We start from the raw sequence: 26,550 nt of genomic DNA on the forward strand, positions 1-26,550 counted from the left end.
CATGATTTATTGGATATCTCCCAGGGCCCAGGTTGAATCTTGACCCCAAGCCCATAAGTATAGTATTTTAGATGGTTATGAATTTTTATAAAAATAGATATGACATCATTGTCATCGGGGCCGGCCATGCCGGATGCGAAGCTGCCCTGGCTGCGGCCAGGATGGGGTGCGACACCCTAATTTTAACCATTGACATGGACAAGATCGCAGCCATGCCCTGCAGCCCCTCCATCGGGGGAATGGCCAAGGGACAGCTGGTCAAGGAAATTGACGCCTTGGGCGGGCAGATGGCAAAGGTTACGGATGCCTCAGCCATCCAGTACCGGACGCTCAATACCCGGAAAGGCCCGGCCGTTCATTCCACCCGGACCCAGAACGATAAAAACCTATATTCCAGAAAGATGAAACAGGTGCTGGAAGAGGCCCCAAACCTTGACCTGAAACAGGCCATGGCCGAGAGCCTGATTCTGGAAAAAGACCAGGTCAAGGGCATCATTGACCAGACCGGATTTGAGTATTTTGCCCCCTGCGTCATCATTACCACGGGCACCTTTTTAAGGGGCACCGTCCATATCGGATCTTCAAAGATAGAGGCCGGACGGGCCGGGGAATTTTCATCCATAGGACTGGCAAAGGATCTTGAAAAAATAGGACTGACCCTGGGGCGGATGAAAACCGGCACCCCCCCGAGGCTCCATGCCGACTCCATCGATTTTTCCATGTTCAATATCCATGGTTCAGATGAAATCCCAAAACCCTTTTCCTTTGGCACCCAAAAAATTAGTAACCCCATGCTGCCAAGTTTCATGGGAGAGACCAATCCCAATACCCATGAGATCATCCGAAAAAACCTGGAATATTCCGCCCTTTACGGGGGGCATATTAAGGGACAGTCTGCCAGGTACTGCCCCTCTTTTGAAGATAAGATCGTAAAATTTCCGGACCGGGACTCCCACCATGTAATCCTGGAATACGAGGGCATCGACTCCAAGGAAATCTATGCCTCAGGCCTTGGAAACAGCCTTCCCCTTGAGATCCAGTACCAGGTGGTCCGATCGGTAAAGGGCCTGGAACAGGCGCAGATCATGAGACCGGCCTATGCCATTGAATACGACTATATCAATCCTTTAGAACTGAACTCAGGTCTTGAGACCAAAAAAGTGCAGGGCCTGTTTTTAGCCGGCCAGATCAACGGGACCTCAGGATATGAAGAAGCCGGTGCCCAGGGGCTATGGGCCGGAGTCAACGCAGGATGCCGGATCCAGAAAAAACAACCCTTTATCCTGGACAGGTCCCAGGCCTATATGGGGGTGATGGTGGATGATCTTGTGACCCGGGGCACAACGGAACCCTATCGGATGTTCACCTCCAGAGCGGAATACAGACTATTGCTCAGGGAAGACAATGCCGATTTAAGACTTGCCCGACAAGGCTTTGAATACGGGCTGATTTCAAAAGAGGCATTTGAATTTGCCCGAGAGATCAAGTCCCAGACCCGGGCGGAGACCTTGCGGGTCAAACAGGCCGTGGTCAAACCCAGCCAGGCAACCAACGATTTTTTAACCGCAAATCTTACCAATCCCATCTCAAACGGGGTCAAAGCCGACCAGCTGATCAAGCGGGCAGAACTCAGTTATGATCTTGTCACCCAGCTTTGCCCCGGGCCAGACACGCTTCACCCAAGGGCTGCCCAACAGGTGGAAATTGAAATCAAATACGAGGGGTACATTAAACGGCAGTTCAATGAGATCAAAAAATTCAAGGATTTGGAAAAAATCAGGATCCCAAAAAAATTTGCCTATGGAACAGCCCATGGCCTGTCCAATGAGATCAGAGAAAAACTCAGACAGATCCGGCCGACCTCCCTTGGCCAGGCCTCCCGCATGGACGGAATGACCCCGGCGGCCATATCCGTTCTCATGGTTGCCATTACGGCCTTCAGACAGAATAAAACCCCCTGACATTCCCCTTGACTTAGGGAGGTTGAGGCTTATCATTTATTTCACAAAACAATGAAATTTAACTTTAACTTTCGAGGATATATCCAATAATGGCTGAAGATTATTATAAGATTCTTGGGCTGGGCAAAACCGCTTCTGCCTCAGAAATCAAAAAAGCCTACAGAAAACTGGCCTTAAAATACCATCCGGATAAAACCAAGGGGGATAAAGCCCTTGAGGATAAATTCAAAAAGATATCAGAGGCCTATGCCGTGCTCTCTGACCCGGAAAAAAAGAAACAATACGATACCTATGGGTCTGCCGATTTCCAGCAGCGGTTTTCCCAGGAAGATATTTTCAGAAATTTTGATTTCGGAGATATTTTAAAAGAATTCGGATTTGGCGGCAGCCGTGGCGGCGGCTTTTCCAGGGCCTTTAACCAGTCAGGCGGGGGGACCCGGGGAGGGTTTTCAGGCATGGACGGCAATCCTTTTTCCCAAAACATGGGCGGTGGTGGCTGAGGCAGCAGACAGGCCCCGGTCCGGGGCAAAAACCTGGAATATGAACTTCCCCTCACCTTAGAGGAGTTGATCAACGGCTGCAAGAAAACCATCACCATCACCCAGAACGGCCAGGCCAAAGCGGTTGAGGTCAAAATCCCCAAAGGCCTGACCCCGGGAAAAAAAATACGGCTGGCCTCCAAAGGAGAACCCAGTCCCAATGGCGGGCCCGCAGGCCATCTGTATATCACGTCCAGACCTGCCCTTGCCCAGGGAATTACCATTGAGGAGAACAATATCCTCATGAACCAGGATGTCCGCCTCTCCCAGGCCCTTCTCGGGGATAAGATTGAGGTCACCACTCCAAGGGGCAGAACCATCAATCTCAACCTGCCCCAAGGGACCGGACACAAGGCAAAAATGCGCCTTCCGGGCATGGGCATCCCTTATATGAAAGGAAATGGTTGCGGAGATCTCTTTGTTGTGGTTAATATAAATATGCCTAAAAAATTAAACCAAAAACAGACCGACCTGATCACCCAACTCAAAAAAACAGGATTATAATCTAAACATGCCTGAATTCATCCCCCTGATTTCCCAAGAACAGATTCAAATAAAGGTTAAAGAAATCGGGAAGCAGATTGCCAGCGACTATAAAGGCCGGGACCTCGTGCTTGTAGGAGTGCTCAAGGGCTCTTTTGTCTTTCTCTCGGACCTGACCCGGGCCATTAATATTGATCATGAAATTGATCTTATCGGGGCCTCTTCCTATGAAGGCACGACCTCCAGCGGGCAGACCGTATTTACCAAACAGCCGGACCTTGAGCTTGAAGGCAGGGATATCCTTTTAGTGGAAGACATTGTCGATACCGGCCAGACCCTGTTTAAGATCGTGGAGTTTGTCCAGCTTTTAAACCCGCAATCCGTTAAAATTTGCACCCTGATCGATAAACATGAACGCCGGGAGGTGGAACTCAATGCGGATTATTCATGTTTTACCCTTGAAAAAGGTTTTATCGTGGGCTATGGACTTGATTATAATGAAAAATACAGAAACCTGCCTGCAATCTTTGATTTGAAATTATAAGACAAGGGGGATGATTGATGATTATTACCTGTGAAGAGTGTTCAACCCGATTTACCCTTGATGATGCCTTGATTAGCCCCCAGGGGTCCAAGGTCCGCTGCAGCCAGTGCAAACATGTTTTCACAGCATTTCTCCCGGCCCAAGACGCAGAAGATCCGGTATTTGAAGCACCAGAAGACCTTGATTTTGAAACCGCTGATTTTTCCGAATCCCCAGACGACCCGAGTGATGAGGTCGAGTTTAATGATCCTGATACATCCCAGCCATTTGAATTTTCCCAGGCCGATGACTTTGAGACAGAACCATCGGAATTTGATGATATCGAGTTTGATGATATTGAATTTGACGAGCCAAAAGATCCGGAACCAGGCATTGAACACCAAGACGATGAAACAAAGATAGAAGATCAGGCCATTGACTTTGAAGAGACTGAGTTGGCTTTGGACGAGCCGGAATCTGAATTTGACGAGCCGGAATTTGACATCCCCGGGTTGGCACTGGAAAAAGATGAAACACCAGAAGCTGACTTGACGCCCGAAGAGGCACAGCAAGCAGAGCAATCCCAAGACCCGGACACGGACGATGAAACCGCGGATATTGAAATCAGTTTTGACCAGGATGGAGATGACCTGACGGTTCACGGACTGACCCTGGAAACAGAGGACGATCTGGAAGACCTGGAATTTGACGCCCCTGAGCTGGAGCTTTCTTTGGATGATGATCCTGATGCCGAGCTTGTGTTTGAGGATGACCAGATCCATGAGGATCTCGAGGCTGGCCTGGAAATGGAGGAGGCCCAAGCCATCCCGGAGACCCAAGAGGATGGCCCCCAGGTTTTGGAAACAGAGCCCACCGAAGAGACAGATCCCAAAGCCGATGATGAAGATGCGCAAGAGACAATCGTTGAACCACCTGCTGACGATGATAAATTTGCAGATTATGACATGGTGCTGGACCAGGACACAGACCTGCCGGAACCGGAAGCATTGGCAGCAGAGGCCCCTTTGGAGCCGGAAGATGACAATAGCCTTGAAACAACGGCCGAGACTGAACCATCAGAAGAACCCGACAAAACTGAAGTATCCCAGCCCATGGGGGCAAAGGCCCTGATTGATCCGCCCTCTGCAAAAGAGACCCGGAAAAAACGGGGCAAAGCCCAAAAAAGGAGCATAAGTTCACCTGTTAAAATTTTATTCCTCCTTTTTTTACTGGTAATTGTTGCCTATGTGCTCAGCTTCAGACTGGGGGCAGACATCCCCTTTTTATCAGAGATTAAAATCCCCTATCTTACCCAGATTCTTAAACCTGAGCCCGCACCCAAACCCATTGTAAAACCCGTGCCCAAAAAATCCACCATCAATGGCAGGTTTGTCTCCAATACCAGCGCTGGGGAGTTGTTTGTTGTCACCGGCCGTATTGAAAACCCCTCTGACAGGGTATACAGCCATATCCGGGTAAAAGGGACCCTGCTCTCCAAGGACAAGGCCAATGCCGGCACCCAGACGGTTTTCTGCGGAAATGTCATTGCCGAAGAAATCTTAAAATCCGGCAATATATCAGACATCCAAAAAGAACTGACACTCAAAACGGGACACCAGAATACCAATGTCAATATCAAGCCCGGCGGCTCGGTCATGTTCATGCTGGTTTTTTCCAACCTCCCGGAAAACCTGACCAATTTTACGGTGGAGGTGCTGGATTTTCAGCCCCAGGCTGAAAAATAATAATTTATCAATTGACACGGGAATAAAAGTTATGCTATTGTTTCCGGGTTTTTTGGCGACGTAGCTCAGTTGGTTAGAGCATGCGGCTCATATCCGCAGGGTCCGGAGTTCAAATCTCTGCGTCGCTACCAAAATAATACAAGGCCCGGTGCCCATGGTTAATCCAAGTGTACCGGGTTTTTTGTTTGGCCAAATATTGTGTCTTTACACAAAAAGTTTACACAAAGTGTAGAGGACAGACATGGCATATCTTGTACAAAACAGCTCGGGGTATTGCTTCAGGTTGTGCGTACCCTCTGACCTCCATCCTCTGGTTGGACTCAAGGAGCTTAGACAGTCACAGGACTGCATCACAGCTATCCATTTTTCTTGCCGGGAAAACCCAACAGCTATTCAGAAAAATGAGAAGCAACCTAATGGCGTATCACCACACCGGATGGAACAGAATTTGCCGGTGTCCCCGTGAAGAGTACGCCAGGAGTATTGATAGCGGTTCTCATAAATAGGTTACGTTTGAACTATGCAAATGGCATAATTTTATTGGTATTTTTGAACCCAACCCAAAATTTAATCTGAGAACCTCCATATTAATTTTTTCTTGGAAAAAAGCCATTTTACCCCTATTGCCATCAAAAAAAGCAGTCAAAATATAAAGAATCTGAAACCACCATTTCACAGTGATAATACCAGCCGAGGACCAATATTTTTTTCCATGATGCCTGTTGCCCCACCAGGTTTGGCCCAGCGGCTGTCTACCAAACCGCCTCAGGCGCCCCGGCATTACGGTAGCAGGGCCTCCGCCCAAATAAATGCTTGACAATAAAAGGGAAACGTTTCATTTTTATTGCAAACGATTGCACCGCGCTTAAAATTAAGCTATCCAGATGAAGGGAAAAGAATGAAACGCCTGACCTTGAAGGACCTGGCAGAAATGACAGGATTTTCTGCGGCCACTGTTTCCAGGGCCTTGAACGATCATCCCAGAATTAGCAGAGCGGCTAAAAACAAAATCATTGAAACCGCCAAAAAAGTTGGATATCAGCCTAGCCTTATTGCCAGGGGATTCAGAGAGAAAAAGAGCTACCTGATTGGCCTTATAATTTATGATTTAAAAAATTCATTTCATGCCGCTGTTACAAAAAACATTCTCAACGAGGCCCAGCATGAAGGCTATCAGGTAATTATTCGAAGCACCCTGGACCTGCCTTCAGGCATTCACGAAGCCATAGAGGATTTGAAACGGGTGGGTGTCGACGGCATAATCGTCACTGCGACCCGGCTTGAGGAGAAATCACTTGAAAATCTGATCAAGGAAAAGTTTCCTGTTGTTCAGGTGATGCGGCGGCTGGCAAAGAATACCGGAGTTCAGATTGTCCCTGACGGCGCCTATGGCATAAATATGCTTGTAAACCACCTGCTGCGGATAGGACACCGAAAAATAGCGATGATCGGAGGACCTGACGACCTGTTCACGGCAAAAACCAGATATCATGGGTATTACCAGGCGTTGCAGGAAAATAATGTTCCCTTAGATGAAAATTTGGTATTAAAAGGCAATACCTTTAGTTACGATACCGGATACAAGCATTGTAAAATCTTTCTGCGACGCAGTTCACAGCCGGATGCAATCGTTTGTGCAGATGATCATATTGCATTTGGCGCCATGCAGGCCATTGATGAAGCCGGCATTTCCATCCCTGACGATATTGCCATTGTCGGATTCGACGATTGTGAGATGTCCGCCCATCACAGAATCCAGTTAACATCGGTCAGATATGATATGAAGCAGCTCTCCCGCCTCGCCGTTAAAAATATTTTAGCACAGATAGACGGACATATCCCTGACCACAAACTAATTAAGATTGTCCCCCAACTCGTTGTCAGAATGACCTGCGGCTACCTGAAAGAATAATCAGCCTAAACAAACAGATGAGCCCCATATGTTTGTGCAATTTTTTTGCACAAACATGATATTTTCCATAGACTAAGATGTTCATCCGCCCCGCCTTCACATACAGCCACCTTGGTAGCAGAACAACATATTTTCACCAATAATTCCTTGATTTAAGATAGTTACAATCTTTTAAGAAATTTCAAACTAGCTCTTGACAATTAAATTTCCTTGAATCATACTTGTGCAAACGTTTACACGATTATGTTTTTTTGAGCCAAAGGAAAACATCAAGAAGGCCCATGAGGGTTGGGAGGCAAGGCTGTTTTTTTTACTGTTATCACATTCCCGACCATATTTACTGGAAGAATTCAAACAATGGTTTACAACAATAAAAGATCAAACGATAAGGAGATTTAACCCATGTCATTGGAGTTATTGAAAGCAGACAAGTTAAAAACCGCAGCTGCCATAGAAGGCATTCAAAACACTGTTCGAGATATTATCAATAAAGTAAGGAACGAAGGAGATGCCGCCTTAAAATTTTACCAGGAAAAATTCGACAACCATACACCGGAGACCTTCCGTATTACACCGGAAGCCGCGGCAATGGCCAAAGGCCGCCTTCCTGCAGAAGTGGTTGAAGAACTGGATTTTGCCATTGAACAGGTAACTGCCTTTGCCCAGGCTCAAAAGAATTGTTTCAGCCCCCTAGAAACTCTGATCAAGCCCGCAACTATCCATGGGTCACCGGGTTATCCCCGTGGATAGTTGCGGTTGCTACATCCCTGCCGGTCGTTACCCCTGCCTGACTGCCGCGGTCATGTCTATTGTCCCGGCCAAAGTCGCCGGTGTTAAACGGATCGTCGCAGTCAGCCCTCCGGGTACAATCGGCGAGATCAATCCTGGTATCCTTTATACAATAAATGCCTTGGGCTGTGACGAAATCTACTGCATGGGCGGAGCCCAGGCGGTTGCCGCACTGGCATACGGGACAGAGAGTATCAAGCCTGTGGACTTAATAGTGGGACCGGGAAACCAATTTGTTGCTGAGGCAAAACGCCAGGTATTCGGTAAAGTGAGTATAGACTTTCTTGCCGGCCCCAGTGAAATTTTAATTATTGCCGATGAGACTGCCAGGGCTGATTGGGTGGCTGCCGATCTTCTTGCCCAGGCAGAGCATGACCCGAATGCCAGGGCTTGCCTGGTAACAAATAGCAGGGAATTGGCTGAAAATACCATCAAAGAGGTGGAGGGCCAACTCAAGGAGAGAAAGACCGAAAAAGTGGCCCGTGCCTCATGGAACGACTACGGCGTGGTGGCCCTGGTGGATACCTTGGATGAGGCTATTGAATATACGAACCAGTACGCCCCTGAGCATCTGGAAATCCACACAGCATCTCCTCGTGAGGTGCTTGAGCATTGTCGCCACTATGGGTCAGCTTTTCTGGGCGAGGATACCGCAGAAGTATATGCGGATAAAATTGCAGGTCCCAACCATACCCTGCCCACCTCAGGGGCTGCCCGGTACACCGGCGGACTCTGGGTAGGCATGTACATGAAAGTACAGAGCCATATGGAAACAGATCAGGCGGTTAGCATGAAACTGGCCCGATACGCTGAAGTTCAAGAAGAATACGAAGGGATGGATGCGCATCGGTATGCCGCAACTATCCGTTTAAAAGAATACCGAAGCTAAGGATAAATCATTTTTATCCATTGTCTAAAACAAGAAAACTGGGAGCAGCCACATTTGGCCCTGACTGAAAAAGGCTGCTTTCTGACATCTTTTTTAATACCACAATTTTAACAGGAGGCAACATGCGTACATTTGAAAGAATCAGCAGTAAAACACTTTTCACAGTTTCGATCCTTTTGGTGCTATCCGCAATTTTTATAGTACCGGTATCAGCAGATGCAAAAAGCTATAAATTGAAAATAGGTTGCCTTGAATCACCGGATGGGCCTAATACACTCGGATGGAAGACCTTTGAACAATATGTTGAATCCAGCAGCGAAGGAAAAATTGAGGTGGATATTTATCCATCCGGCCAGCTCGGGGATTCAGAAAAATTATTCGAGGACCTTAAATTAGGCATCCACAAAATGGCCCAGGGTGACGAATCAATCACCGGCGCTTATGACCCCATGATGATTTGGTTCACTCCTTATTTATTTTCAGACGAACTTGTCATGAAAAAATTTTTTGAAAGCGAAACATTTGAAGAACTGAGTGATATGATGGCCAAAAACATGGGTGTAAGGGTTCTAGGCGCAGCCCCTTATGGGTTTTATAATTTTATAAATAAAAAACAGGCCGTCAAGCGTATTGAAGATCTCAACGGCCTAAAATTAAGAACGCTTCCCAACAGTCAGCTGACCATTAAGACTTGGGAAGCGCTAGGCGCATCTGCCACACCGGTTTCCTGGGCTGAAATTTACACTGCCATCAAGACCGGAGTTATCCATGGTCTTGGGCATACACTGACAATTATGGTAGACCAGAAATATTATGAAGTGGCTAAAAATGTAACACTGGATATGAGCATGGGGTGCGCCAATCTTTACCTGGTGAACGAGCGGTTTTACCAGTCACTGCCCCAAGACCTACAAAAAATAGTCAAGGAAGGTTCCCAGATGGCCGCAGCAGCGGAATTCGGTATCGCAACCGGGTCGTTTCCATTGATATCCTAAAACAGAACGGCGTGAATGTTGTTTCCTTGAATGCTGATGAAAAGGCCCGGTTGAAAAAAGCCGCCCATGCCGCAGTAATACCTTGGATAAAAGAAAAAGTTGGAGAAAAAATGACTGCCAAAGCATTTAAAACCATTTCGGATATTGAGGCGGGTATGTAAATTTATCAGATTCGTGAAACTCTTTAATAAATCAAGCAAAAAAATGATTCAGGGGCGGTGTTCGCCTATACCGGGCACTGCCTCAACTTACAGGGCGGCCCTGAAATAAAAAGCTGGAGCCGAAAAGCGCCATGGCTCTGGAGGAAAGACCTATTATGAACAAAATAATGACACTGTTCGACCGTTTTATTGAGGGCGTTCAAAATTCTGTGTCAGTTGAATCAAAGCTGATATACTCAGCTAAATAAGGAGAACTGACATGACCGAAGAAAACACCGAATTTGATTTTCAAAAAGCCCTTAAAGGCATCCAGGAAGGTAAACCCTTCACAGGTAAGGGCGGCGTCCTTACATCATTAATCAAAAATCTTGCTGAAGCTGCTCTTGAAGGAGAGTTGGAGTCCCATCTCGGGCAGGAAGTTTCTGCCAACCGCCGTAATGGAAAAAGCAAAAAGACCATTAAATCCCTGGATGGTAAATTTGAGCTGGAAACCCCGCGTGACAGTGCCGGAACCTTCTCTCCACAGATCGTCAAAAAACATCAGACAACGCTCAGCGATGAAATTGAAAGAAAGATAATAGCCCTTTACGGCCTGGGCATGAGTTATAATGATATGGCTTCCCATTTACAGGAAATCTATGGACTTGAGATTTCAAATGCCACTCTGAGCACCATTACCGATAAAATCATCCATACCGTCAAAGAATGGCAGGCCAGGCCGTTGGAAAATGTGTACCCAATCGTATGGCTTGATGCCATACATTATAAAGTACGAGAAAACGGAAAGGTCGGCAGCAAAGCCGTTTACACAATTCTTGGGGTGAATATCGAGGGCCGCAAAGAGGTTCTTGGGCTGTACATATCCGAGAATGAGGGTGCGAACTTCTGGCTGCAGGTGTTAACAGACCTTTCAAACCGAGGGGTAAAAGATATCCTGATTGCCTGTGTTGATGGTCTAAAAGGTTTTCCCGAGGCCATTGAGACCATATTCCCGGACACAGAAGTTCAACTCTGCGTAGTCCACCAGATCCGAAATTCATTGAAATACGTTGGTTCCAAAAATAAAAAGGAATTTATGGCAGATCTAAAACGTGTTTATAAAGCGGTCAATAAGGATCTGGCCGAAGAAGAACTGGATATCTTGGAAAATAAATGGAATGACAAATACCCGATTGTGATAAAATCCTGGCGGAACAACTGGGAACGCCTCAGTCATTTCTTTAAATATCCAGAAGAGATTCGACGGATAATATACACCACAAATACCATTGAGGCTGTGCATCGACAGTTTCGAAAACTGACCAAAACAAAGGGATCATTCCCGAACCAGGACAGCCTGTTAAAGCTGCTTTACACGGGGATCCAGAACGCCAGTAAAAAATGGACAATGCCGATTCAAAATTGGTCACTGACAATTTCCCAGTTGGCAATTTTCTTTGAAGGCCGGCTGGATAAAGAGCTGGGAATTTGATAGGGATTTATTTACAGATGGAAAAGATGGTTCCAGGAACTCCACTCCAGCAAAAGTCAACTCCTCCGACGTGGCTGATTGAAGGCCCATTCTCGGACCTGACTTTTACTTCCGCTGGCGCTGAGGCAGATCCGGGAACCGAAACCGTGACACAGAATTCTGAACATTCCCGTTTTATCCGCTGGGTTATCATTATGGCAACGGCTGGAATGATGAGTATTATTTGCCTGCAGATTTTTTGTAGATTTATCCTGAACAACGCTCTTTCCTGGCCAGAAGAGGCTGCAAGGTTTCTTATGGTATGGTCACTTTTTCTGGCTGCTGGATATGCCCTGCGGTATCGGGAGCATGTCGGGCTTAATTTTTTTGTTGACCGGCTCCCTGCTGGCTTGGCAGCCGGTTTGAGCATCCTGCTTCACCTTTTTATTATTGGATTCCTGGGCGTCATGATTGTCGGCGGCTGGCAGGAGGCAATGAGCCTTATGCCGCTTAAAACAGGAGCCTTACGCATATCTCGGGCCATACCATATTTTATTATCCCGACCAGCGGAGTGCTGTTTGTACTCGTATCAATCCGCATTATCATCGAAGATTTCGAAAAGTGGAGATCCAAATGACGCTTACAATCTTGATCGTTACGTTTATACTGTTCATTGTTCTGGAGATGCCCATAGCGTTTGCCATTGGCATTTCATCCATGTTTGCCCTCATGAGTCAGGATGTCCCCCTAATTTTGATCTCTCATTATATGTTTTCCGGTGTCGACTCCTTTGTACTCTGCGCCATTCCCATGTTTGTACTGGCCGGAGAAATAATGCTCTATGGTGGAATGACAAAATCCTTGACCGATCTGTCTGATGTTCTGGTTGGTAAAATAAGAGGCGGGCTCGGTCATACCAATATTATGGCCAGCATTTTTTTTGCCGGCATCACAGGATCGGCCACAGCTGACACGACTGCCATTGGCTCCATCCTTATTCCTGCTATGTCCGGGAAAGGTTACAGCCGAGCATACAGTACCGCAATCACCATTGCTTCATCAGTAATAGGTCCCATCATTCCGCCCAGTCTGACATTCGTAATATATGCTCTGGCCGTGGGCAATGTGTCCATCGGGGGATTATTCTTAGCCGGTATCATACCGGGCATTCTCACCGGTGTCGGATTAATGGTTATAAACTATATCATCAGCCGCAATCGCAATTATGAAAAACGGACAGAGTCCTATTCCTGGGAAGAGATTTTAAAAATTGTAAGGCAAAGCGCTATTGTTTTAGTGATGCCTCTTTTGATCGTAATCGGTGTCATTAGCGGGGTTTATACTGCAACTGAATCAGCTGCAGCAGCTTCAGCATATGCGCTTGTTGTGTGTTTGCTGCTTTTTCGGACTTTAAAAATCACTGACCTGAAAAAAATCTTTTTTAACAGTGCCAAGGTCAGCTCCATCATGTTCCTGCTTTTAGCCACCAGTAATCTGTTCAACTATGTTCTGGCCACAGAAAATGTTCCCACACTAATGGCTGAAACCCTGCACAGCATGACTGATAATCCGATTATATTTTTGTTACTTCTCAATATCATGCTTTTACTGATCGGTTGTGTGGTTGATCTTTTTCCTGCCATTTTCATCTTTGCACCTATTTTTGCACCGGTGGCAGCTTCCTATGGTATTTCACCTCTCCACTTCGGGCTGATCTTCTGCGTGAATCTTCTGGTTGGGCTTAACACACCTCCGGTGGGTTCTGGCCTATTTGTTGGTGCTGCCATTGATAATGTAAAACTTGAAGATTTGATCAGAGAGGTTAATCCGCTCATCATTATGGAATTCGTTATCCTGCTGTGCATCACTTACATACCTGCCATAACGATGATTATTCCAAAGTTGGCTGGTTTCTAAATTGGAAAATTAGGATAAATAATAGCAATATTTGCATCCCTTCATTGGGTTAACAGAATAATACAAAAGGAATTCCAGCTGCCCGAAAACAAGGCTCAATGCCATACAGATCTCTTTACCAGAACGCCATATATACCCAGCTTCAGATACCTGTGCGCCCCCCAAGCGGGATAAAGCGGAGGGATTCGAATCCCTCCGGGCGTGCCATTTTAATAGTTTTCGCTGATTTTTTCAAAAAATTTACAACAGTATAGCAGGATTACCGCAGGTAACTTTTATTAAAATTTCCCCTTGCCCGGCTGGAATAGGAGAGTACCAGAATAGTTCACCCGGCCTGGTAATACTCTGACAACAGCCTGTCTCGGTCTGGTTTGTCAAGCAAGCCGATAACGGATCGGACAAAATCCTCAACGCCCTGGGGGCAGACCGTGTTACAGTCATATTCGGTTTCCCGAAATTGGATATCTGTCTTGTTTTCATGGGATTTGTAGGATCGTATGGTTTTTCCTGCTGGATTTTTCAATTGGATGGTCAAAAAAACAATGGCCTTGTTGCAGGCAGCTTTCCCTGATTTTATTTTATACGGCTGGGTATAACATTTGTGGTCTATTTTTAACCTCATTCTTCCATACCCATGCTGGACACTCTGTTCTAGTAAAATCATTTTCAAACGACCGATCTGGGAAAGGAAGTCACAATCGTGCCACCCTTCAAAGCAGCATCTGAATTCGGCCAATTTTTCAAAGGCCTTTTCCCTTGCCATGGATGTCTTGGCGGTTTTTGCGATCTTCAACAGAATATCTTTATGGTCTATGGATCCAATGACATGCCCCATTAAATTATCTTCAAGTCTCAAGTTGGCCAGCCGGATCAATGATTGGGGATCATTAATCTTATCCACGGCAGGATATTTTTCATTTATCCCGTAACTGCCTTGATCTACCAGCAAAAAGAGCAATTCCTTGTCATTGATTTTATCCAGCGATTTTAACAGCCTGTCAGCAATTGATGTTCTGGTTTGGCTGTTTTCCAGGGACAAAAATTTTCCCACAAGCAGGTCATGGGATTGGATGCCATTGACCGCCGCATCAATGACATAGCGGTCAAGACCCGGGGTCAAGGCAATTTTAAGCAGTTGGTCATCTTCTTTAACCATAGAGACCCGTTTTTCCAGTTTGTTTCTTGCACTGTATCTAATCTGATCGCTATAGTTGTCTTTTTGGGCCAGAGAGGTATAAATAAGGATCAGGGAAGGGATGTCATTTATCTGCCTGAGAGCCTCTAAACCGACCTCTTCTTTCCAGGTATGAATTGCGATCCGAGTAAGCATCTTAAGATCTTTAATTGCCAGTACCTGGCCGGTCGTCTTTACAAGAAGCAGAATCCGGTGTTCAATCGCATCCACCAGATTATTTGATTGTGTCGCCTTTTTCACCTCCAGTAAAAAAGCGATATCTTTGGTTTGATCAAAGATCATTCTCAAGATTTGATTAAAACTCAAGTCTGGGGCAAGATCCACAAGATTAAAGGGGAAAACCGGGTGATCCTGGTGAAAGCGATTTTCAGCTGCCAGCAGCCTGTCCCCAGCCTTAAATATCTGTTTTACCGCGATATCGTCTGCGTTTTCTGCCTGCTTGATGCCAGCCGCAGCCGAGAGAAGCCTGGTTCCATAATCGGTTTTTTCATCATTTATTTTACTCAATAAAAAGGAAATGTCAGATAAAAGGGCAAAGGCCTGGGCACGCCGATAGTCATTCACCTGGTCATCCAGGCAGAATTGAATCAAACGATCCTGGCGGGTCACTTTTTTCGGGCGCATTCCCATTTTCCCGGTTATACCGCTGGCACTGGATTGTGCATGTTTGCCATCTGCTTCAGGCAGTTCCAACGCCCTGCTTTATAAAATGATCGTAGCATAATCATTTTTTCTGCATTCTCCCGATACCAAAAGATGCATGGACCTTTAAGACGTAAATTCACGACTCTCCGAATCGAACTTTCAATAGCACCGCTGCCAATAGGTAAGTTCAACGCTTTTACAGTTGAGAAATTAAGCCTCAGTTCATTGCGCACAAAATAATCCCGTTCCGTCTTGATAGCCTTACTGTTTCTGCCTCTACAAAGCTTCTGGACGGCCTGTACCACCTCAATCGCCTTTCCCTTCAGCAGAAGACCTCGCTGCTTCGATACCCAGCGTTTGCGTTCCTTGGATGACCAGGTCTTCCTTAAGCCTGCTACTGTACCCAGATGCTCAACTGCATGGTAGAAATCGAGAAGTTCATACACACGCTCAGGAGCCAAACCCAATGCTTTTAGCAGTCCGGGGATTCGATTCCAAATCCAATGTGCCCCATCTGCAACAAACAGTATTTTGTCTGAGTTCTGAATATGAAGGGAGTTCAAATAACCCTTTAACAAGTGGAATACACCATCCGGTCCATTGAAACAGCCATCAATAAATGGTGAAAAGCTTTTTTCTTGTTTTCTATGGGCGTCCACTACATAAATGATCAAAAGCTTGGGTTCTCGCCATGCCCCACGAAATCGGGTTCTATCCTTTTGGGTTTTTGGTCCCCTTTTCTTCTCTCTGAGCCGAGTGCGGCCACCATCAGTGCTGATAACGACTCGCCGCCCTTCAAGTAAATCTCCATCATTTAATGGGATTCGGCCCGCTTGTTGTTCGGCTCGAGCCCGCTCTGCGTACCGATAGGTCAGTTTACGGATGACCTTTATACCCAACGTCATCCCACGGTCACAAAGCACTTGACGGACTTCTTCAAAAGAACTTAATAAGGCTGACCAAGAACTCACCATAGAAGCCAAAGCAGGCGAGCAGCGATCATGGATTCCAAGAAGGATTAAGCCAGCGTATGCACCTTTATATCTTTTTCCTTTTCGGCGGTCACAGGACCTTCGATAGTATCGAACATGAATATCAACCGAACTATCTGTACAAAGCTGAATCCAAACGGTCTCAAGCCCTTCGCTTTTCATCCGTCCCGGCCAATTGGACATCAATTCTTTTTCTTGGTCGACCTGTTCAGAGGAATCTACTGAGGCCTGGATCTTTTTTTTAAAAAAAAGGCGCTTATCCGATTTGTATACTCAAGGATTTCCTGCTCCATCTGTTCTAATTCGTTAGCGTTACGAACCAAGCGATTTGGATCTTCTTCCAGTTCTTTGAGGCATGCAAGGACTTCATCAACAGTATTACAATCTTCAGCTTTCTTCATTAGCACAATCCATTTATGTTCATTTCAGCGTAACAGAGGATATCATTCTTTTTGCTCTAAAAGACAGGCCTTTTTAAAACCGGAAAAATGGGAATGCGCCCCTTTTTTCAGGGCAGCAAGACTGATCTCCCATTCTTGATTTTCCCTGGCAATCTGAATCAGTCTGTCCTCATCATCGATTTCGGCAATACCCTCCAGGCTGAGGCTGCAGGCTGTTATGAAAATAAGGAGGAGAGCGGCCAGGCCAAACCGGAAAAATTTGTTGAAAATGATTGAATTTATCCAAAGCAGCATAACAGAGCACCTTTATCTTTAAAAACGAGAAAAGCTGAAAATCTGTTTTTTTGCCAATATGCATATTCCCCGGATTCCATTATGATGATAATCCAGAATTGTTGCATAAAAATGTCTTATACCAGAATAAAAATCAACTCTCAAATAGAGATTTGCTGCTTTGAAAAATGCCGCTCCTGATAATTCAGGACCACAATGGGACACATATTTTTTGGGAAAAAATAGATAAGACGGTTTTTACCCCAATTTGGGGTTTAGAATAAAGACCTTGGCTTTAAAACGATTCCCTGGAAAAACAAAACCCTCAGTGAAAGGCCACCCGGTTCCGGCCCTCTTGTTTTGCGCTGTACAAGGCCTTATCCGCAGCAGTGAACATTTTATGGACGGTGTTGATTTTTTGGGACCAGACGGCAACGCCCAGGCTGATGGTAAAATGCAAAGTCTGATCGTCCACGGTGACCACGCAGGATTCAACGGCCTGCCTCAGGCGTTCCGCTGTAACGCCGGCCCCGTTTGCGTCTGTTTCCGGCAGCAGGGCGATAAATTCCTCGCCCCCGAACCGGGCCAAAAAATCCACATCCCGCAGTATCTTGGCCCCTGTTTGGGCAAAGATTTTAAGCACCCGGTCTCCGACGTCGTGGCCATGGGTATCGTTTATCTTTTTGAACCGGTCCAGGTCAATCATGATCAGGGAAAGTCCCCGGTCAGGGTAACGGGTCTGGCGTTTAATTTCCGCTTGGGCCGGGAATGTTCAGAATTCTGTGTCACGGTTTCGGTTCCCGGATCTGCCTCAGCGCCAGCGGAAGTAAAAGTCAGGTCCGAGAATGGGCCTTCAATCAGCCACGTCGGAGGAGTTGACTTTTGCTGGAGTGGAGTTCCTGGAACCATCTTTTCCATCTGTAAATAAATCCCTATCAAATTCCCAGCTCTTTATCCAGCCGGCCTTCAAAGAAAATTGCCAACTGGGAAATTGTCAGTGACCAATTTTGAATCGGCATTGTCCATTTTTTACTGGCGTTCTGGATCCCCATGTAAAGCAGCTTTAACAGGCTGTCCTGGTTCGGGAATGATCCCTTTGTTTTGGTCAGTTTTCGAAACTGTCGATGCACAGCCTCAATGGTATTTGTGGTGTATATTATCCGTCGAATCTCTTCTGGATATTTAAAGAAATGACTGAGGCGTTCCCAGTTGTTCCGCCAGGATTTTATCACAATCGGGTATTTGTCATTCCATTTATTTTCCAAGATATCCAGTTCTTCTTCGGCCAGATCCTTATTGACCGCTTTATAAACACGTTTTAGATCTGCCCAGTGATGTCCGGTTAGGTTTTTGCTTGCTCAATAATTTTTTGATCTTTGACAATATTGTCCCTGTTTGAACTATGAGAGCCCTGCTCCTCGCAGCCAAACAGGTCATTTAGAATGGCGGTTCGCAGCTGCCGAACTCTTTTGATCGTGACCTTTTCATTAAACTGTTTTTGGCAATGGATTGCCAGTAACAGGTAAGTGATAAGGCCGCCAAGAATCTGAACCATAAGGCCGTATTCACTGCGGGCAATGAGATGATATACCTTCAGATGTTCTTTCCACCATTTGAAAAAATCCTCAATGGTCCACCGGAGTTTATAAATTGTTGCTATTTGTTCCGCTGTTAAATCATGCCTGTCAGTTGCCACATAGTATTTGACGCCAGCAATTTTATAGCCAACAACCCGAACAGGCCTTTTCGTCTGGTTTTGATTCGGAGTACCAAGTTTAACCAGTGCATCATAAAAAATGTAGCTGTCGGAAGGGGTCTCGTGGTTATCAATAATTGTTCTTGTTGTCCTGGTTTTTATACGGCAGACAAAATGTTTGCCTTGCTCCTGAAGCAGGTCAAATTCTTTATGGGATTGATATCCACGATCCATAACACCTGTTTGCCCCTTGGAAAGTATTTTGGGAACAAAAGTGCGTTCAGCGCCGTTGCCTTCAGTCAAAAAGATTTTGTTTGGGATTCCGTGATTAATGTCAAATCCGCAATGTACTTTGGCTTTTTTACTTCCTTTTCTGTAGTTCGCCCAGTGCATTGAAAGGACTGCATTTATGAGACTACCGTCAATGGAAACCAACTCTCCTAACTCGGCGTGTTCACCCGGATGACACTCAAGAGCCTGTTTATAAAGATCCTCAAAGATAAATTGCAGTTGTTCGAGTCCCCTGTGATTGATGGCTTCACAGAAACTACTACGGCTGATACCACCGTCTGGCGCAATATTTTCTTTAGCAAAAACATTCTCCTTGAGATCCTGAATTAAATGTCGGGCAGACTTGTGCTCCTGAAGATGGAAATAAACCAAAGCATTTATCTGGTCTTCGAATGTCATTTTTAAAGGGCGGTCTCCTCGAGATTGTAATTCCGGTGCTTTTGAAAGTGACTTTATCAGAGGGCACCTGAAATTGTCAAAGTTCAGGGACCGTAGTTGTTTTTTAGGGACTGAGATGTGCGTCATTTGAGCTCCTTGAGTTAAATTTTCAAGGCGCACAAAAATTTTTACGCACATTTGTCAACACAAAACAGACTGTTTTTTCAATGATTTTAGATGCTTTTTATATGCAACAACCTAACCGGACACTACTGAGATCTGCCATAAATTCCTTTTTATTTTTGGAACCAACGTATTTCAATGAATTTCGGATCTGGTGGACTACGCAGAGTTGAACTTCTGTGTCCGGGAATATGGTCTCAATGGCCTCGGGAAAACCTTTTAGACCATCAACACAGGCAATCAGGATATCTTTTACCCCTCGGTTTGAAAGGTCTGTTAACACCTGCAGCCAGAAGTTCGCACCCTCATTCTCGGATATGTACAGCCCAAGAACCTCTTTGCGGCCCTCGATATTCACCCCAAGAATTGTGTAAACGGCTTTGCTGCCGACCTTTCCGTTTTCTCGTACTTTATAATGTATGGCATCAAGCCATACGATTGGGTACACATTTTCCAACGGCCTGGCCTGCCATTCTTTGACGGTATGGATGATTTTATCGGTAATGGTGCTCAGAGTGGCATTTGAAATCTCAAGTCCATAGATTTCCTGTAAATGGGAAGCCATATCATTATAACTCATGCCCAGGCCGTAAAGGGCTATTATCTTTCTTTCAATTTCATCGCTGAGCGTTGTCTGATGTTTTTTGACGATCTGTGGAGAGAAGGTTCCGGCCCTGTCACGCGGGGTTTCCAGCTCAAATTTACCATCCAGGGATTTAATGGTCTTTTTGCTTTTTCCATTACGGCGGTTGGCAGAAACTTCCTGCCCGAGATGGGACTCCAACTCTCCTTCAAGAGCAGCTTCAGCAAGATTTTTGATTAATGATGTAAGGACGCCGCCCTTACCTGTGAAGGGTTTACCTTCCTGGATGCCTTTAAGGGCTTTTTGAAAATCAAATTCGGTGTTTTCTTCGGTCATGTCAGTTCTCCTTATTTAGCTGAGTATATCAGCTTTCATTCAACTGACACAGAATTTTGAACGCCCTCCTTGGGCCAGGGTCATGAAATGCCGGCGATTATACAGGCCGGTCAAAGAATCGGTTTTGGCCAGAAGCTCGAGTTTTTCCTGTGTCCTGCGCTTTTGGGAAATGTCATCCACCATCCAGACCACCCCCTTTGATAAATCCGGGGGCCTGCAGGAATCAATGGCCTTGCCTGACAAGGTGCACCAGACCGGTTGGCCGTTAAGGGCCTTTAACTGATATTCGATCTGGATCTGCTCGCCATGGATCAGGCGATTAAAATACTTTTCCCCGAATTCTTCAAACCGCTCCCGGTTCACGTGCAGCTGGGCCATACTCAGCCCTGCCATCTGTTCAGGGGCGGCATAGCCGAGAATATCTGCCAACCGCTGATTTCCCCTATATAAAACCCGGCCACCCTTGAGAACCATGATCCCCACCTGGCAGCTGTCTATGATGGTGTTTAACTCATCAAGGGCCTGGGTCAGGCGACGCTCCATGTTCTTTCTGTCCGTGATATCCCGAAATTCAGTCACTCGGACCTTTTTTCCCTGATAGGGAATGGTCTTGCCCCTGATTTCAAGGGGGAAAACAGCGCCGTCCTTTTTACACCCCATGACATCATAGGCATGGGCATAATCCGATTGGATATTCTCCATGACCGTGGTCTGCCATTCCGGCGCGATGAGATTCAACCCGTCCATGCCCTTAAGCTCCTCGTTCGAGTATCCGCTAATATCGGAGAGGGCAGTATTTGAGTCCAGAATAACACCCTGGTCATGGAGGGCGACCCCTCCGAAAGATGCCTCGCGCAGCCCTTTGAACCGGTCCTCACTATTTTTGAAAGCCGTATCCATCCTTTGACGCATTTCATCAATCCGGCGTATTTTTGTCAAAAGCAGATACATAACCGGCAGAACGGCCAGGACCGTGGCAAAAACAAGTCCCATGGAATACACCATGAACCGGGACCGGCCCTGCCCCACGGCAGCCTCATCTGAGGATACCGAAAAAACGACCGGGTCCAGGGCAAAAAAGTTCACCAGGCAGACCAAACCCGCGGCAACGGCCAGTATAAGCGATATTTTTATTTTAATGGGCATTTTCGCCAAAAACATACCACAGGTTCAAATAAATTTGTATCATAATTGCCGCCCTGTACAATAAAAGCGAGAGGGATATTCATGTATAGTAAGGCCATATCATATCGTAAATCAAACAATTCGTTTAATTTTTTTAATTGTCCCGCCTGGGAAAAATCAAAAAAACCAACTCGGCTGATCTATCCAAAAGACAAGGACCGATGCATGGAATCAAAAAAAGTCCTGCAACTGCCTTTAAAAATGTGTCTGGTTGACATTGATCAACAGCAGTCTTGCGCCAATCAGGCTTGATTGTTGTTAAAGCTTGTGGAGTCTAGGGTGAGAAGGCTGTCAATGGTGATATTGTCCAGCCGGTCAAACATGGCCCGGGAGGCTTCTACCCAGACCCATCTTGACAGGCATTCCCCGGCTTTATTGCAGACCCCGCAGGTTTTTTTGGCCTGCTCGGCGCAATCGGTAATGGCCGTGGATTCTTCAAGGATCCGGACAATGTCCCCAATGGTGATTTCATGGGTGGGTTTGGCCAGCATATGGCCGCCAAAGGGACCTCGCTGGCTTTTAATAATACCAGCGTCCCGAAGCTTCCGGCTGAGCTGTTCCAGATATTTCAATGATATATTCTGACGTTTAGACACATCACTTAAAGGGACCGGTTTTTGGGTACCGTACATGGCGATATCCAAAATAAGGCGGGTTCCGTATCTGCTTTTGGTGGTCAGTCGCATGGATATTTTTTGCTCCGTTTAATCATTGAAAAAATTTTCTGACACATTTCAGGATCCCTGGTTGTATGCCAGGCTGAAGGGATTGTCAACGATGATCCAATCATCTCATCCCTTGTCTTTTCCGGGATAGGCCATCATCTTGGCATTTTCAGGTTTTTGAAACGGAAAACAGATAATAAACCGGCTGCCCTTGCCCGGGTGGGAATCCACCTCAACGGTTCCGCCGTGGTATTTGATCACCCTATGGGCAATAAACAGCCCCAGTCCTGTTCCCTGGGACCCCTTGGAGGTAAAAAACAAAGTAAACATCTTGTTTTTGGTCTCTGCATCCATGCCAATGCCGTTGTCCTGGATGGTAAAGCAGATATCGGTCCTGGATTTTTTCTCCACGATAAAAGAGACCTCATGGGTTTTACGGTTCCGGTCAAAGAGGCAGGCATCCACAGCATTTTCCAAAAAATTCACCAGGGCCGCCTCCATCCATTGGGGATCCACCTCAATGGTCCCGAGATCATGGGCAATGGAGACCATAAAATGAATCTTGTGTTTCCGGGTCAAAGGCGTGAGGGTAGCCACCACATTGGCGGTCATCTTTGCAATATCTTTTGTCTCATACTGCAGCTCCCTGGACTTTGCATAGTATAATATTTCCAGAACCATTTTCTTAATTTTATCGGCCATGTGCTTGATCTGGCCAAAGGCCAGGGTCATCCGTTTTTCATCTTGTTGATCCAGACCTGCTTCCAGCTGGTAAATCCCCCCGTCCAAGGCCGTGAGCATCCCCTTTACCCCGTGGGACATGGAACCGAGCATCAGGCCCAAAGAGACCAGGTGATCCTGAAGCTGGCGAATCTGGGTAATATTGGTGGACATTTCCATGACCTGGGCAATTTTTCCCTCTCCGTTTCTGATGGCTGCGGTCTGGGTCAGCACGTTGTACTGCTTGCCCTCTTTGGAGGTGACGATTTCCTCGGTGGTATGGGATTTGCCGTCCTTAAAGGTGGCCACCACCGGGCATTGCCTGCACGGGGAAGACCTATGTTTGTATACCTCGTAACAAAACCCGCCCACAAGACTGCCGAAATCCCGCTTAAACCGCCGGTTGGCTGCGGTAATTCTCAAATTCCGGTCCTGAACCGAAATATAACAGGGAACCTCTTCAAACAATTGATTGAAAAGGTTCCGGGCATGGTGAAGATCCTCAAGCCGGCCCGTGTAAAGATCCATCCGGGTGAGCAACGCGGTCTGGGCATCCGCCCTTGCCAGGGCCAGGTCAAGGGCACGGGAATTGATGGGCAGATCCAAATAGTCCAGGGCATGGAGGCCGTACAGATCCATGGCCTCATCCAGGTCTTCCCCCTGGGCGGTGACGATGATCTGAACCAGGGGATTTGCCGCTTTATAGGCCAGAAGATACTGGCCGGTTTCAGGCGTGACAAAGGCATGGGCAATGACGATGTCCAGGTCATGATTATCCAGAAACAGCATGGTCTGTTCATTTGAGGTGGAAATGACAGCATCATAATGTTTACGTCGGATATACATTGTCACGGCCTGGGCATGATCCTGATCCCTGTCAATGAGTAAAACCTGTTTTGCCATACGTCCCCTTTAGGTCATGAATTCAAGGTTTCCTTGACGATTTTAAGCAGTTCATCCCGGTCAAAGGGCTTTGACACCGACGCCACGGCCTTGACCACGGCATATTGATGGCCGGAAAGACCGGAGATGACAATCACGGGGATATTTTTTAAATCCGCTTCCTGGGTCAGTTGACGATAAAACCTTGGGCCCCACTCCCCGGGCATTTCAATATCCAGGGTAATCAGATCCGGATGCCGGGCTTTGGCCTGTTCTATCCCCTCTTTGACATCCCCTGCCTCAAAGACTTCATATCCCTGGTCCTGGAACAATGACGCAAGATAATCCCTGACATTTAAATCATCATCAATCACCAGAATTTTCTTTTTCATAACATCCTCTCAGCATTGATTGTTATTTATTGACACTGAGCACAGGGCACCCTGCTCTGACAATGACCTGCTCCACATTCCCCCCCAACCGGCCCTGCTCATCGGGTATCCGTCTTGAATGGTGGGCCATGACAATGAGGTCTGCATGTTTATCCCTGGCATATTTGACGATTTCAATAAAGGGTATTCCTTCCCATACGTCCATGGAGTAACTTTTCAGCTCTTTTAGCCGGGGCTGGTACCGGGCCCGGATCTTTCGCAGGCTCTCCCGGATCTGTTGTTCGATTTCATCCTGGTCCAGCAGCCGGCCCGATTGAAGTCCCGTGATATCCAGGGCATGGAAGACATGCAGCTCGCAATCCATGGCCTTGGCCAGTCTGGCGGCAAAATCAAAGGCCTTGTCAGAGGTCTTTGAAAAGTCGGTGCCGAACAAAATATTGGACATGCCTCCCCAGAAAGAGGCGGCCGGGCGGTTCACGGCCATCACCGGGCAGGGGGCGGACTTGGCCACTCGCTGGAGGGTGGAACTGGCAGAGACCTTTTTGTAAACACTCTCTTCCTCATCCCCGGTGCTGCCGCCCAAAAGGATGAGGTCGGGCTGGGTCATTTTGGCCTGCCGCAAAATTTCCCGGGCCGGAAATCCCACGGCCACATCAATGGTGTAATCCAGTCCGTTTTCAAGATATTTGGCGTAATAGGCTTTAATCTCCTCGGTGACCCCGAACAGATACTCTTCATCCACCCCCACCTTTTCCTTTGTTTTCACATCCACCACCACCTGGCTGAAGCCCCTGGACGGCACCCCGAGAACATGAAAGATATTCAGCTGGGCGTTATATTCCCCGGACATGTTAAAGGCAACCCGTGCGGCATGGTCGCTGGCCGGGGTGGCCGAGGTTGCAAACAAGATTTTTTTAAACATAGGCCCCTCTCATAAAGTATTTTTTAAATTTCGGGCTATTCTTCGGGTTTTAAATGGTCGGGAATCACCAGCATTTTAATGAGCAGCGGCTTTAAAAACGACCAGCGGATACCGATCTCATACTCTTCTTCAAGGTCCCTTATGGCATCCCAGCAGTTGTGGCAGGGGGCAATGACCAGTTTGGCCCCGGTTTCAAGGATCTGGTCCCGTTTTTTGATCAGGGCAATATTCCGCTCTTTTCGAAATTTTCCGATTCCGTTGAATCCCCCGCCCCCGCCGCAGCAATAGTTGTGCTCCTTGTTGGGGGCCATTTCAATGAAAAAGCCGGGTTCCACAATATGGGACATGATATCCCTTGTGGCTCTTTTCAGGCCGTGGTTCCGGATATAGTTGCAGGAATCCTGGAGGGTGACCAACTCCTTGATCCGTTTGGACGGATCAACCCTCAGCCTGCCGGTATTCAAAGCCTCTGCCAGCCACTCCACATAATGGATGGAGGGTGCCGGGGGCTGACCGTCTTTTCGACCCGCCCAATAGGGGCCTTCGATCACCGTTGCCCTGTGGGCATGACCGCATTCCGTGCCCACCATCCGTTTGGGTGTCAGCCGCTCCATGGCCTCATACACACTTTCCACCTGCATCTTGCAGGCGGCCCAATCGCCTGCAAACATGGCAAGACTGGTCTGTTCCCATCCCTTGGAGGGCACGGTCCAGCTCTCACCTGCCAGATGAAAAAGAATGGCGGCCTCGGCCAGGTCTTCGGGGTAATGCTTGACCTCCCGGGCGTTGACCGTGTACATGATATCCGCCCCCTGTTTGTCCACCGGGACCGTGAGGCCGGGATAGTCATCCTCGTACTCTTCCACCATCCACTCAAAGGTGTCCACAAAGTCCTCGTCCGTCACATCCATCTGTGCCCGGTAGGCCCTGTGCATGCCCGCCCCGATCTTAAGCTCCCAGGGCACAAACCCCTGGTTGTAGAGCAGGCCTCTTAGGTAGCCGAACATGATCCCCGTATCAATGCCGTGGGGACAATACATGCCGCAGCGGTTGCAGCAGGAGCACTCGGCCCAGGCCACTCTCATGGCATGGCGCATAAGGGCGTTGTCCACCTTTCCTTTGCGCTTGATAATTTCCCCTAAAGTGGACTGAATCTTATAGGCGGGCACCTGTTTGGGATTTTTACCGTTGACCTCGTAAAGAAAGCAGGAATCGGCGCACATCCCGCAATGGGCACAGATTTCCAGCCATGTTCTGATCCTGGACTTGCAGGTATTCTGGATGGTTTTCCACAAAAGGTCAGTGTCCACATCCAAGACTTCCATTTCCTGGTAATAGGTGTTGCCGCTGGTGTCGGACAATAATTTGTTCACCCCTTCCGGGGTATCCACGGTTTGTTTATTACAATAAATTCCTTCCGGCATGATCGATATTCTCCTCCATGGT

The 26,550-nt window shown here is 47.0% G+C and carries 23 protein-coding genes, 1 tRNA gene and 2 pseudogenes; 12 read left to right on the top strand and 14 right to left on the bottom strand.

Annotated features, from left to right (window positions below; translation table 11 throughout):
• Positions 1–77: 77 nt before the first annotated feature.
• The 12 genes and pseudogenes from mnmG (at position 78) to HUN05_23995 (ending at position 13,365) form a co-directional block, all read left to right on the top strand.
• Entirely contained in the window at positions 78–1,961 is a 1,884-nt protein-coding gene (gene mnmG, locus HUN05_23940; GenBank protein ID WDP87811.1) for a tRNA uridine-5-carboxymethylaminomethyl(34) synthesis enzyme MnmG, read from the top strand.
• Between the two features lie 89 nt (positions 1,962–2,050).
• Positions 2,051–3,004, top strand: a pseudogene (locus HUN05_23945) (J domain-containing protein).
• Between the two features lie 7 nt (positions 3,005–3,011).
• Positions 3,012–3,527 carry a hypoxanthine phosphoribosyltransferase gene (hpt, locus tag HUN05_23950; GenBank protein ID WDP87812.1) on the top strand — a complete coding sequence of 172 codons (516 nt, stop codon included), beginning with the start codon at positions 3,012–3,014 and terminating at the stop codon, positions 3,525–3,527.
• Between the two features lie 17 nt (positions 3,528–3,544).
• Positions 3,545–5,251 carry a zinc-ribbon domain-containing protein gene (locus HUN05_23955; GenBank protein WDP87813.1) on the top strand — a complete coding sequence of 569 codons (1,707 nt, stop codon included), beginning with the start codon at positions 3,545–3,547 and terminating at the stop codon, positions 5,249–5,251.
• A 54-nt stretch (positions 5,252–5,305) separates the two neighbouring features.
• A tRNA-Met gene (locus HUN05_23960) sits at positions 5,306–5,382 on the top strand.
• A 767-nt stretch (positions 5,383–6,149) separates the two neighbouring features.
• A complete protein-coding gene (locus tag HUN05_23965) occupies positions 6,150–7,163 on the top strand; it encodes a LacI family DNA-binding transcriptional regulator (protein ID WDP87814.1) in 1,014 nt (337 codons plus the stop codon).
• Between the two features lie 402 nt (positions 7,164–7,565).
• The gene (locus HUN05_23970; GenBank protein WDP87815.1) at positions 7,566–7,913 is read left to right on the top strand and encodes a histidinol dehydrogenase; all 348 of its coding nucleotides are present in this window, start codon (positions 7,566–7,568) and stop codon (positions 7,911–7,913) included.
• On the top strand, positions 7,906–8,841 hold the full coding sequence (gene hisD, locus HUN05_23975; GenBank protein WDP87816.1) for a histidinol dehydrogenase: 936 nt from the start codon (positions 7,906–7,908) through the stop codon (positions 8,839–8,841). The genes HUN05_23970 and hisD overlap by 8 nt, the downstream gene beginning before the upstream one ends.
• Positions 8,842–8,963: 122 nt before the next feature.
• Positions 8,964–9,836 (top strand): TRAP transporter substrate-binding protein, encoded by an 873-nt coding sequence (locus tag HUN05_23980; GenBank protein WDP87817.1) that lies wholly within the window; start codon positions 8,964–8,966, stop codon positions 9,834–9,836.
• Positions 9,837–10,256: 420 nt separating this feature from the next.
• Complete coding sequence (locus tag HUN05_23985; GenBank protein ID WDP87818.1) at positions 10,257–11,468, top strand: IS256 family transposase; 1,212 nt, start codon at positions 10,257–10,259, stop codon at positions 11,466–11,468.
• A 17-nt stretch (positions 11,469–11,485) separates the two neighbouring features.
• Positions 11,486–12,085: a TRAP transporter small permease gene (locus tag HUN05_23990; GenBank protein WDP87819.1), complete on the top strand. Its 600-nt coding sequence runs from the start codon at positions 11,486–11,488 to the stop codon at positions 12,083–12,085.
• The gene (locus tag HUN05_23995) at positions 12,082–13,365 is read left to right on the top strand and encodes a TRAP transporter large permease (GenBank protein ID WDP87820.1); all 1,284 of its coding nucleotides are present in this window, start codon (positions 12,082–12,084) and stop codon (positions 13,363–13,365) included. Before HUN05_23990 ends, HUN05_23995 begins: the two co-directional genes overlap by 4 nt.
• 325 nt (positions 13,366–13,690) lie before the next feature.
• On the opposite strand, the gene HUN05_24000 is transcribed toward HUN05_23995, so the two are convergent.
• The 14 genes and pseudogenes from HUN05_24000 to HUN05_24065 all read right to left on the bottom strand — a co-directional run bounded on the left by HUN05_24000 (position 13,691) and on the right by HUN05_24065 (position 26,528).
• Positions 13,691–15,184, bottom strand: coding sequence for a hypothetical protein (locus HUN05_24000; protein ID WDP87821.1), 1,494 nt, complete (start codon positions 15,182–15,184; stop codon positions 13,691–13,693).
• A gap of 14 nt (positions 15,185–15,198) precedes the next feature.
• Complete coding sequence (locus tag HUN05_24005) at positions 15,199–16,359, bottom strand: hypothetical protein (GenBank protein ID WDP87822.1); 1,161 nt, start codon at positions 16,357–16,359, stop codon at positions 15,199–15,201.
• A 56-nt stretch (positions 16,360–16,415) separates the two neighbouring features.
• Positions 16,416–16,598 (bottom strand): hypothetical protein, encoded by a 183-nt coding sequence (locus tag HUN05_24010; GenBank protein ID WDP87823.1) that lies wholly within the window; start codon positions 16,596–16,598, stop codon positions 16,416–16,418.
• A 42-nt stretch (positions 16,599–16,640) separates the two neighbouring features.
• The gene (locus tag HUN05_24015) at positions 16,641–16,892 is read right to left on the bottom strand and encodes a hypothetical protein (protein ID WDP87824.1); all 252 of its coding nucleotides are present in this window, start codon (positions 16,890–16,892) and stop codon (positions 16,641–16,643) included.
• 304 nt (positions 16,893–17,196) lie between these two features.
• Positions 17,197–17,622: a GGDEF domain-containing protein gene (locus HUN05_24020; GenBank protein WDP88210.1), complete on the bottom strand. Its 426-nt coding sequence runs from the start codon at positions 17,620–17,622 to the stop codon at positions 17,197–17,199.
• Between the two features lie 184 nt (positions 17,623–17,806).
• Positions 17,807–18,199: pseudogene (locus HUN05_24025) on the bottom strand (transposase).
• A 14-nt stretch (positions 18,200–18,213) separates the two neighbouring features.
• Positions 18,214–19,383: an IS4 family transposase gene (locus HUN05_24030; GenBank protein WDP88211.1), complete on the bottom strand. Its 1,170-nt coding sequence runs from the start codon at positions 19,381–19,383 to the stop codon at positions 18,214–18,216.
• Positions 19,384–19,480: 97 nt separating this feature from the next.
• Positions 19,481–20,338: an IS256 family transposase gene (locus HUN05_24035; protein ID WDP87825.1), complete on the bottom strand. Its 858-nt coding sequence runs from the start codon at positions 20,336–20,338 to the stop codon at positions 19,481–19,483.
• A 39-nt stretch (positions 20,339–20,377) separates the two neighbouring features.
• On the bottom strand, positions 20,378–21,484 hold the full coding sequence (locus HUN05_24040) for a PAS domain S-box protein (GenBank protein WDP87826.1): 1,107 nt from the start codon (positions 21,482–21,484) through the stop codon (positions 20,378–20,380).
• A gap of 281 nt (positions 21,485–21,765) precedes the next feature.
• On the bottom strand, positions 21,766–22,209 hold the full coding sequence (locus HUN05_24045) for an RrF2 family transcriptional regulator (GenBank protein WDP87827.1): 444 nt from the start codon (positions 22,207–22,209) through the stop codon (positions 21,766–21,768).
• Between the two features lie 105 nt (positions 22,210–22,314).
• Positions 22,315–23,811 carry a PAS domain-containing sensor histidine kinase gene (locus HUN05_24050; protein WDP87828.1) on the bottom strand — a complete coding sequence of 499 codons (1,497 nt, stop codon included), beginning with the start codon at positions 23,809–23,811 and terminating at the stop codon, positions 22,315–22,317.
• A 14-nt stretch (positions 23,812–23,825) separates the two neighbouring features.
• Positions 23,826–24,182, bottom strand: a complete 357-nt coding sequence (locus HUN05_24055; protein ID WDP87829.1) for a response regulator — start codon at positions 24,180–24,182, stop codon at positions 23,826–23,828.
• A 22-nt stretch (positions 24,183–24,204) separates the two neighbouring features.
• Positions 24,205–25,104 carry a universal stress protein gene (locus tag HUN05_24060; protein WDP87830.1) on the bottom strand — a complete coding sequence of 300 codons (900 nt, stop codon included), beginning with the start codon at positions 25,102–25,104 and terminating at the stop codon, positions 24,205–24,207.
• 35 nt (positions 25,105–25,139) lie between these two features.
• The gene (locus HUN05_24065) at positions 25,140–26,528 is read right to left on the bottom strand and encodes a (Fe-S)-binding protein (GenBank protein WDP87831.1); all 1,389 of its coding nucleotides are present in this window, start codon (positions 26,526–26,528) and stop codon (positions 25,140–25,142) included.
• Positions 26,529–26,550 lie beyond the last annotated feature (22 nt).

The organism is Desulfobacter sp., from assembly GCA_028768545.1.
In the GTDB taxonomy this organism is placed as follows: domain Bacteria; phylum Desulfobacterota; class Desulfobacteria; order Desulfobacterales; family Desulfobacteraceae; genus Desulfobacter.

Excerpts from the sequence above, each read along its gene's own strand:
- HUN05_23955 (WDP87813.1), top strand. The coding sequence starts at position 3,545 with ATGATTATTACCTGTGAAGAGTGTTCAACCCGATTTACCCTTGATGAT.
- HUN05_24005 (WDP87822.1), bottom strand. The coding sequence starts at position 16,359 with ATGAAAAGCGAAGGGCTTGAGACCGTTTGGATTCAGCTTTGTACAGAT.
- hpt (WDP87812.1), top strand. The coding sequence starts at position 3,012 with ATGCCTGAATTCATCCCCCTGATTTCCCAAGAACAGATTCAAATAAAG.
- HUN05_24030 (WDP88211.1), bottom strand. The coding sequence starts at position 19,383 with ATGACGCACATCTCAGTCCCTAAAAAACAACTACGGTCCCTGAACTTT.
- HUN05_24040 (WDP87826.1), bottom strand. The coding sequence starts at position 21,484 with ATGCCCATTAAAATAAAAATATCGCTTATACTGGCCGTTGCCGCGGGT.
- HUN05_24035 (WDP87825.1), bottom strand. The coding sequence starts at position 20,338 with ATGACCGAAGAAAACACCGAATTTGATTTTCAAAAAGCCCTTAAAGGC.
- HUN05_24065 (WDP87831.1), bottom strand. The coding sequence starts at position 26,528 with ATGCCGGAAGGAATTTATTGTAATAAACAAACCGTGGATACCCCGGAA.
- HUN05_23985 (WDP87818.1), top strand. The coding sequence starts at position 10,257 with ATGACCGAAGAAAACACCGAATTTGATTTTCAAAAAGCCCTTAAAGGC.
- HUN05_24045 (WDP87827.1), bottom strand. The coding sequence starts at position 22,209 with ATGCGACTGACCACCAAAAGCAGATACGGAACCCGCCTTATTTTGGAT.
- mnmG (WDP87811.1), top strand. The coding sequence starts at position 78 with ATGAATTTTTATAAAAATAGATATGACATCATTGTCATCGGGGCCGGC.
- HUN05_24010 (WDP87823.1), bottom strand. The coding sequence starts at position 16,598 with ATGAAGAAAGCTGAAGATTGTAATACTGTTGATGAAGTCCTTGCATGC.
- HUN05_23965 (WDP87814.1), top strand. The coding sequence starts at position 6,150 with ATGAAACGCCTGACCTTGAAGGACCTGGCAGAAATGACAGGATTTTCT.
- HUN05_24060 (WDP87830.1), bottom strand. The coding sequence starts at position 25,104 with ATGTTTAAAAAAATCTTGTTTGCAACCTCGGCCACCCCGGCCAGCGAC.
- HUN05_24000 (WDP87821.1), bottom strand. The coding sequence starts at position 15,184 with ATGCGCCCGAAAAAAGTGACCCGCCAGGATCGTTTGATTCAATTCTGC.
- HUN05_23995 (WDP87820.1), top strand. The coding sequence starts at position 12,082 with ATGACGCTTACAATCTTGATCGTTACGTTTATACTGTTCATTGTTCTG.
- HUN05_23970 (WDP87815.1), top strand. The coding sequence starts at position 7,566 with ATGTCATTGGAGTTATTGAAAGCAGACAAGTTAAAAACCGCAGCTGCC.
- HUN05_24050 (WDP87828.1), bottom strand. The coding sequence starts at position 23,811 with ATGGCAAAACAGGTTTTACTCATTGACAGGGATCAGGATCATGCCCAG.
- HUN05_23980 (WDP87817.1), top strand. The coding sequence starts at position 8,964 with ATGCGTACATTTGAAAGAATCAGCAGTAAAACACTTTTCACAGTTTCG.
- HUN05_24015 (WDP87824.1), bottom strand. The coding sequence starts at position 16,892 with ATGCTGCTTTGGATAAATTCAATCATTTTCAACAAATTTTTCCGGTTT.
- HUN05_23990 (WDP87819.1), top strand. The coding sequence starts at position 11,486 with ATGGAAAAGATGGTTCCAGGAACTCCACTCCAGCAAAAGTCAACTCCT.
- HUN05_24055 (WDP87829.1), bottom strand. The coding sequence starts at position 24,182 with ATGAAAAAGAAAATTCTGGTGATTGATGATGATTTAAATGTCAGGGAT.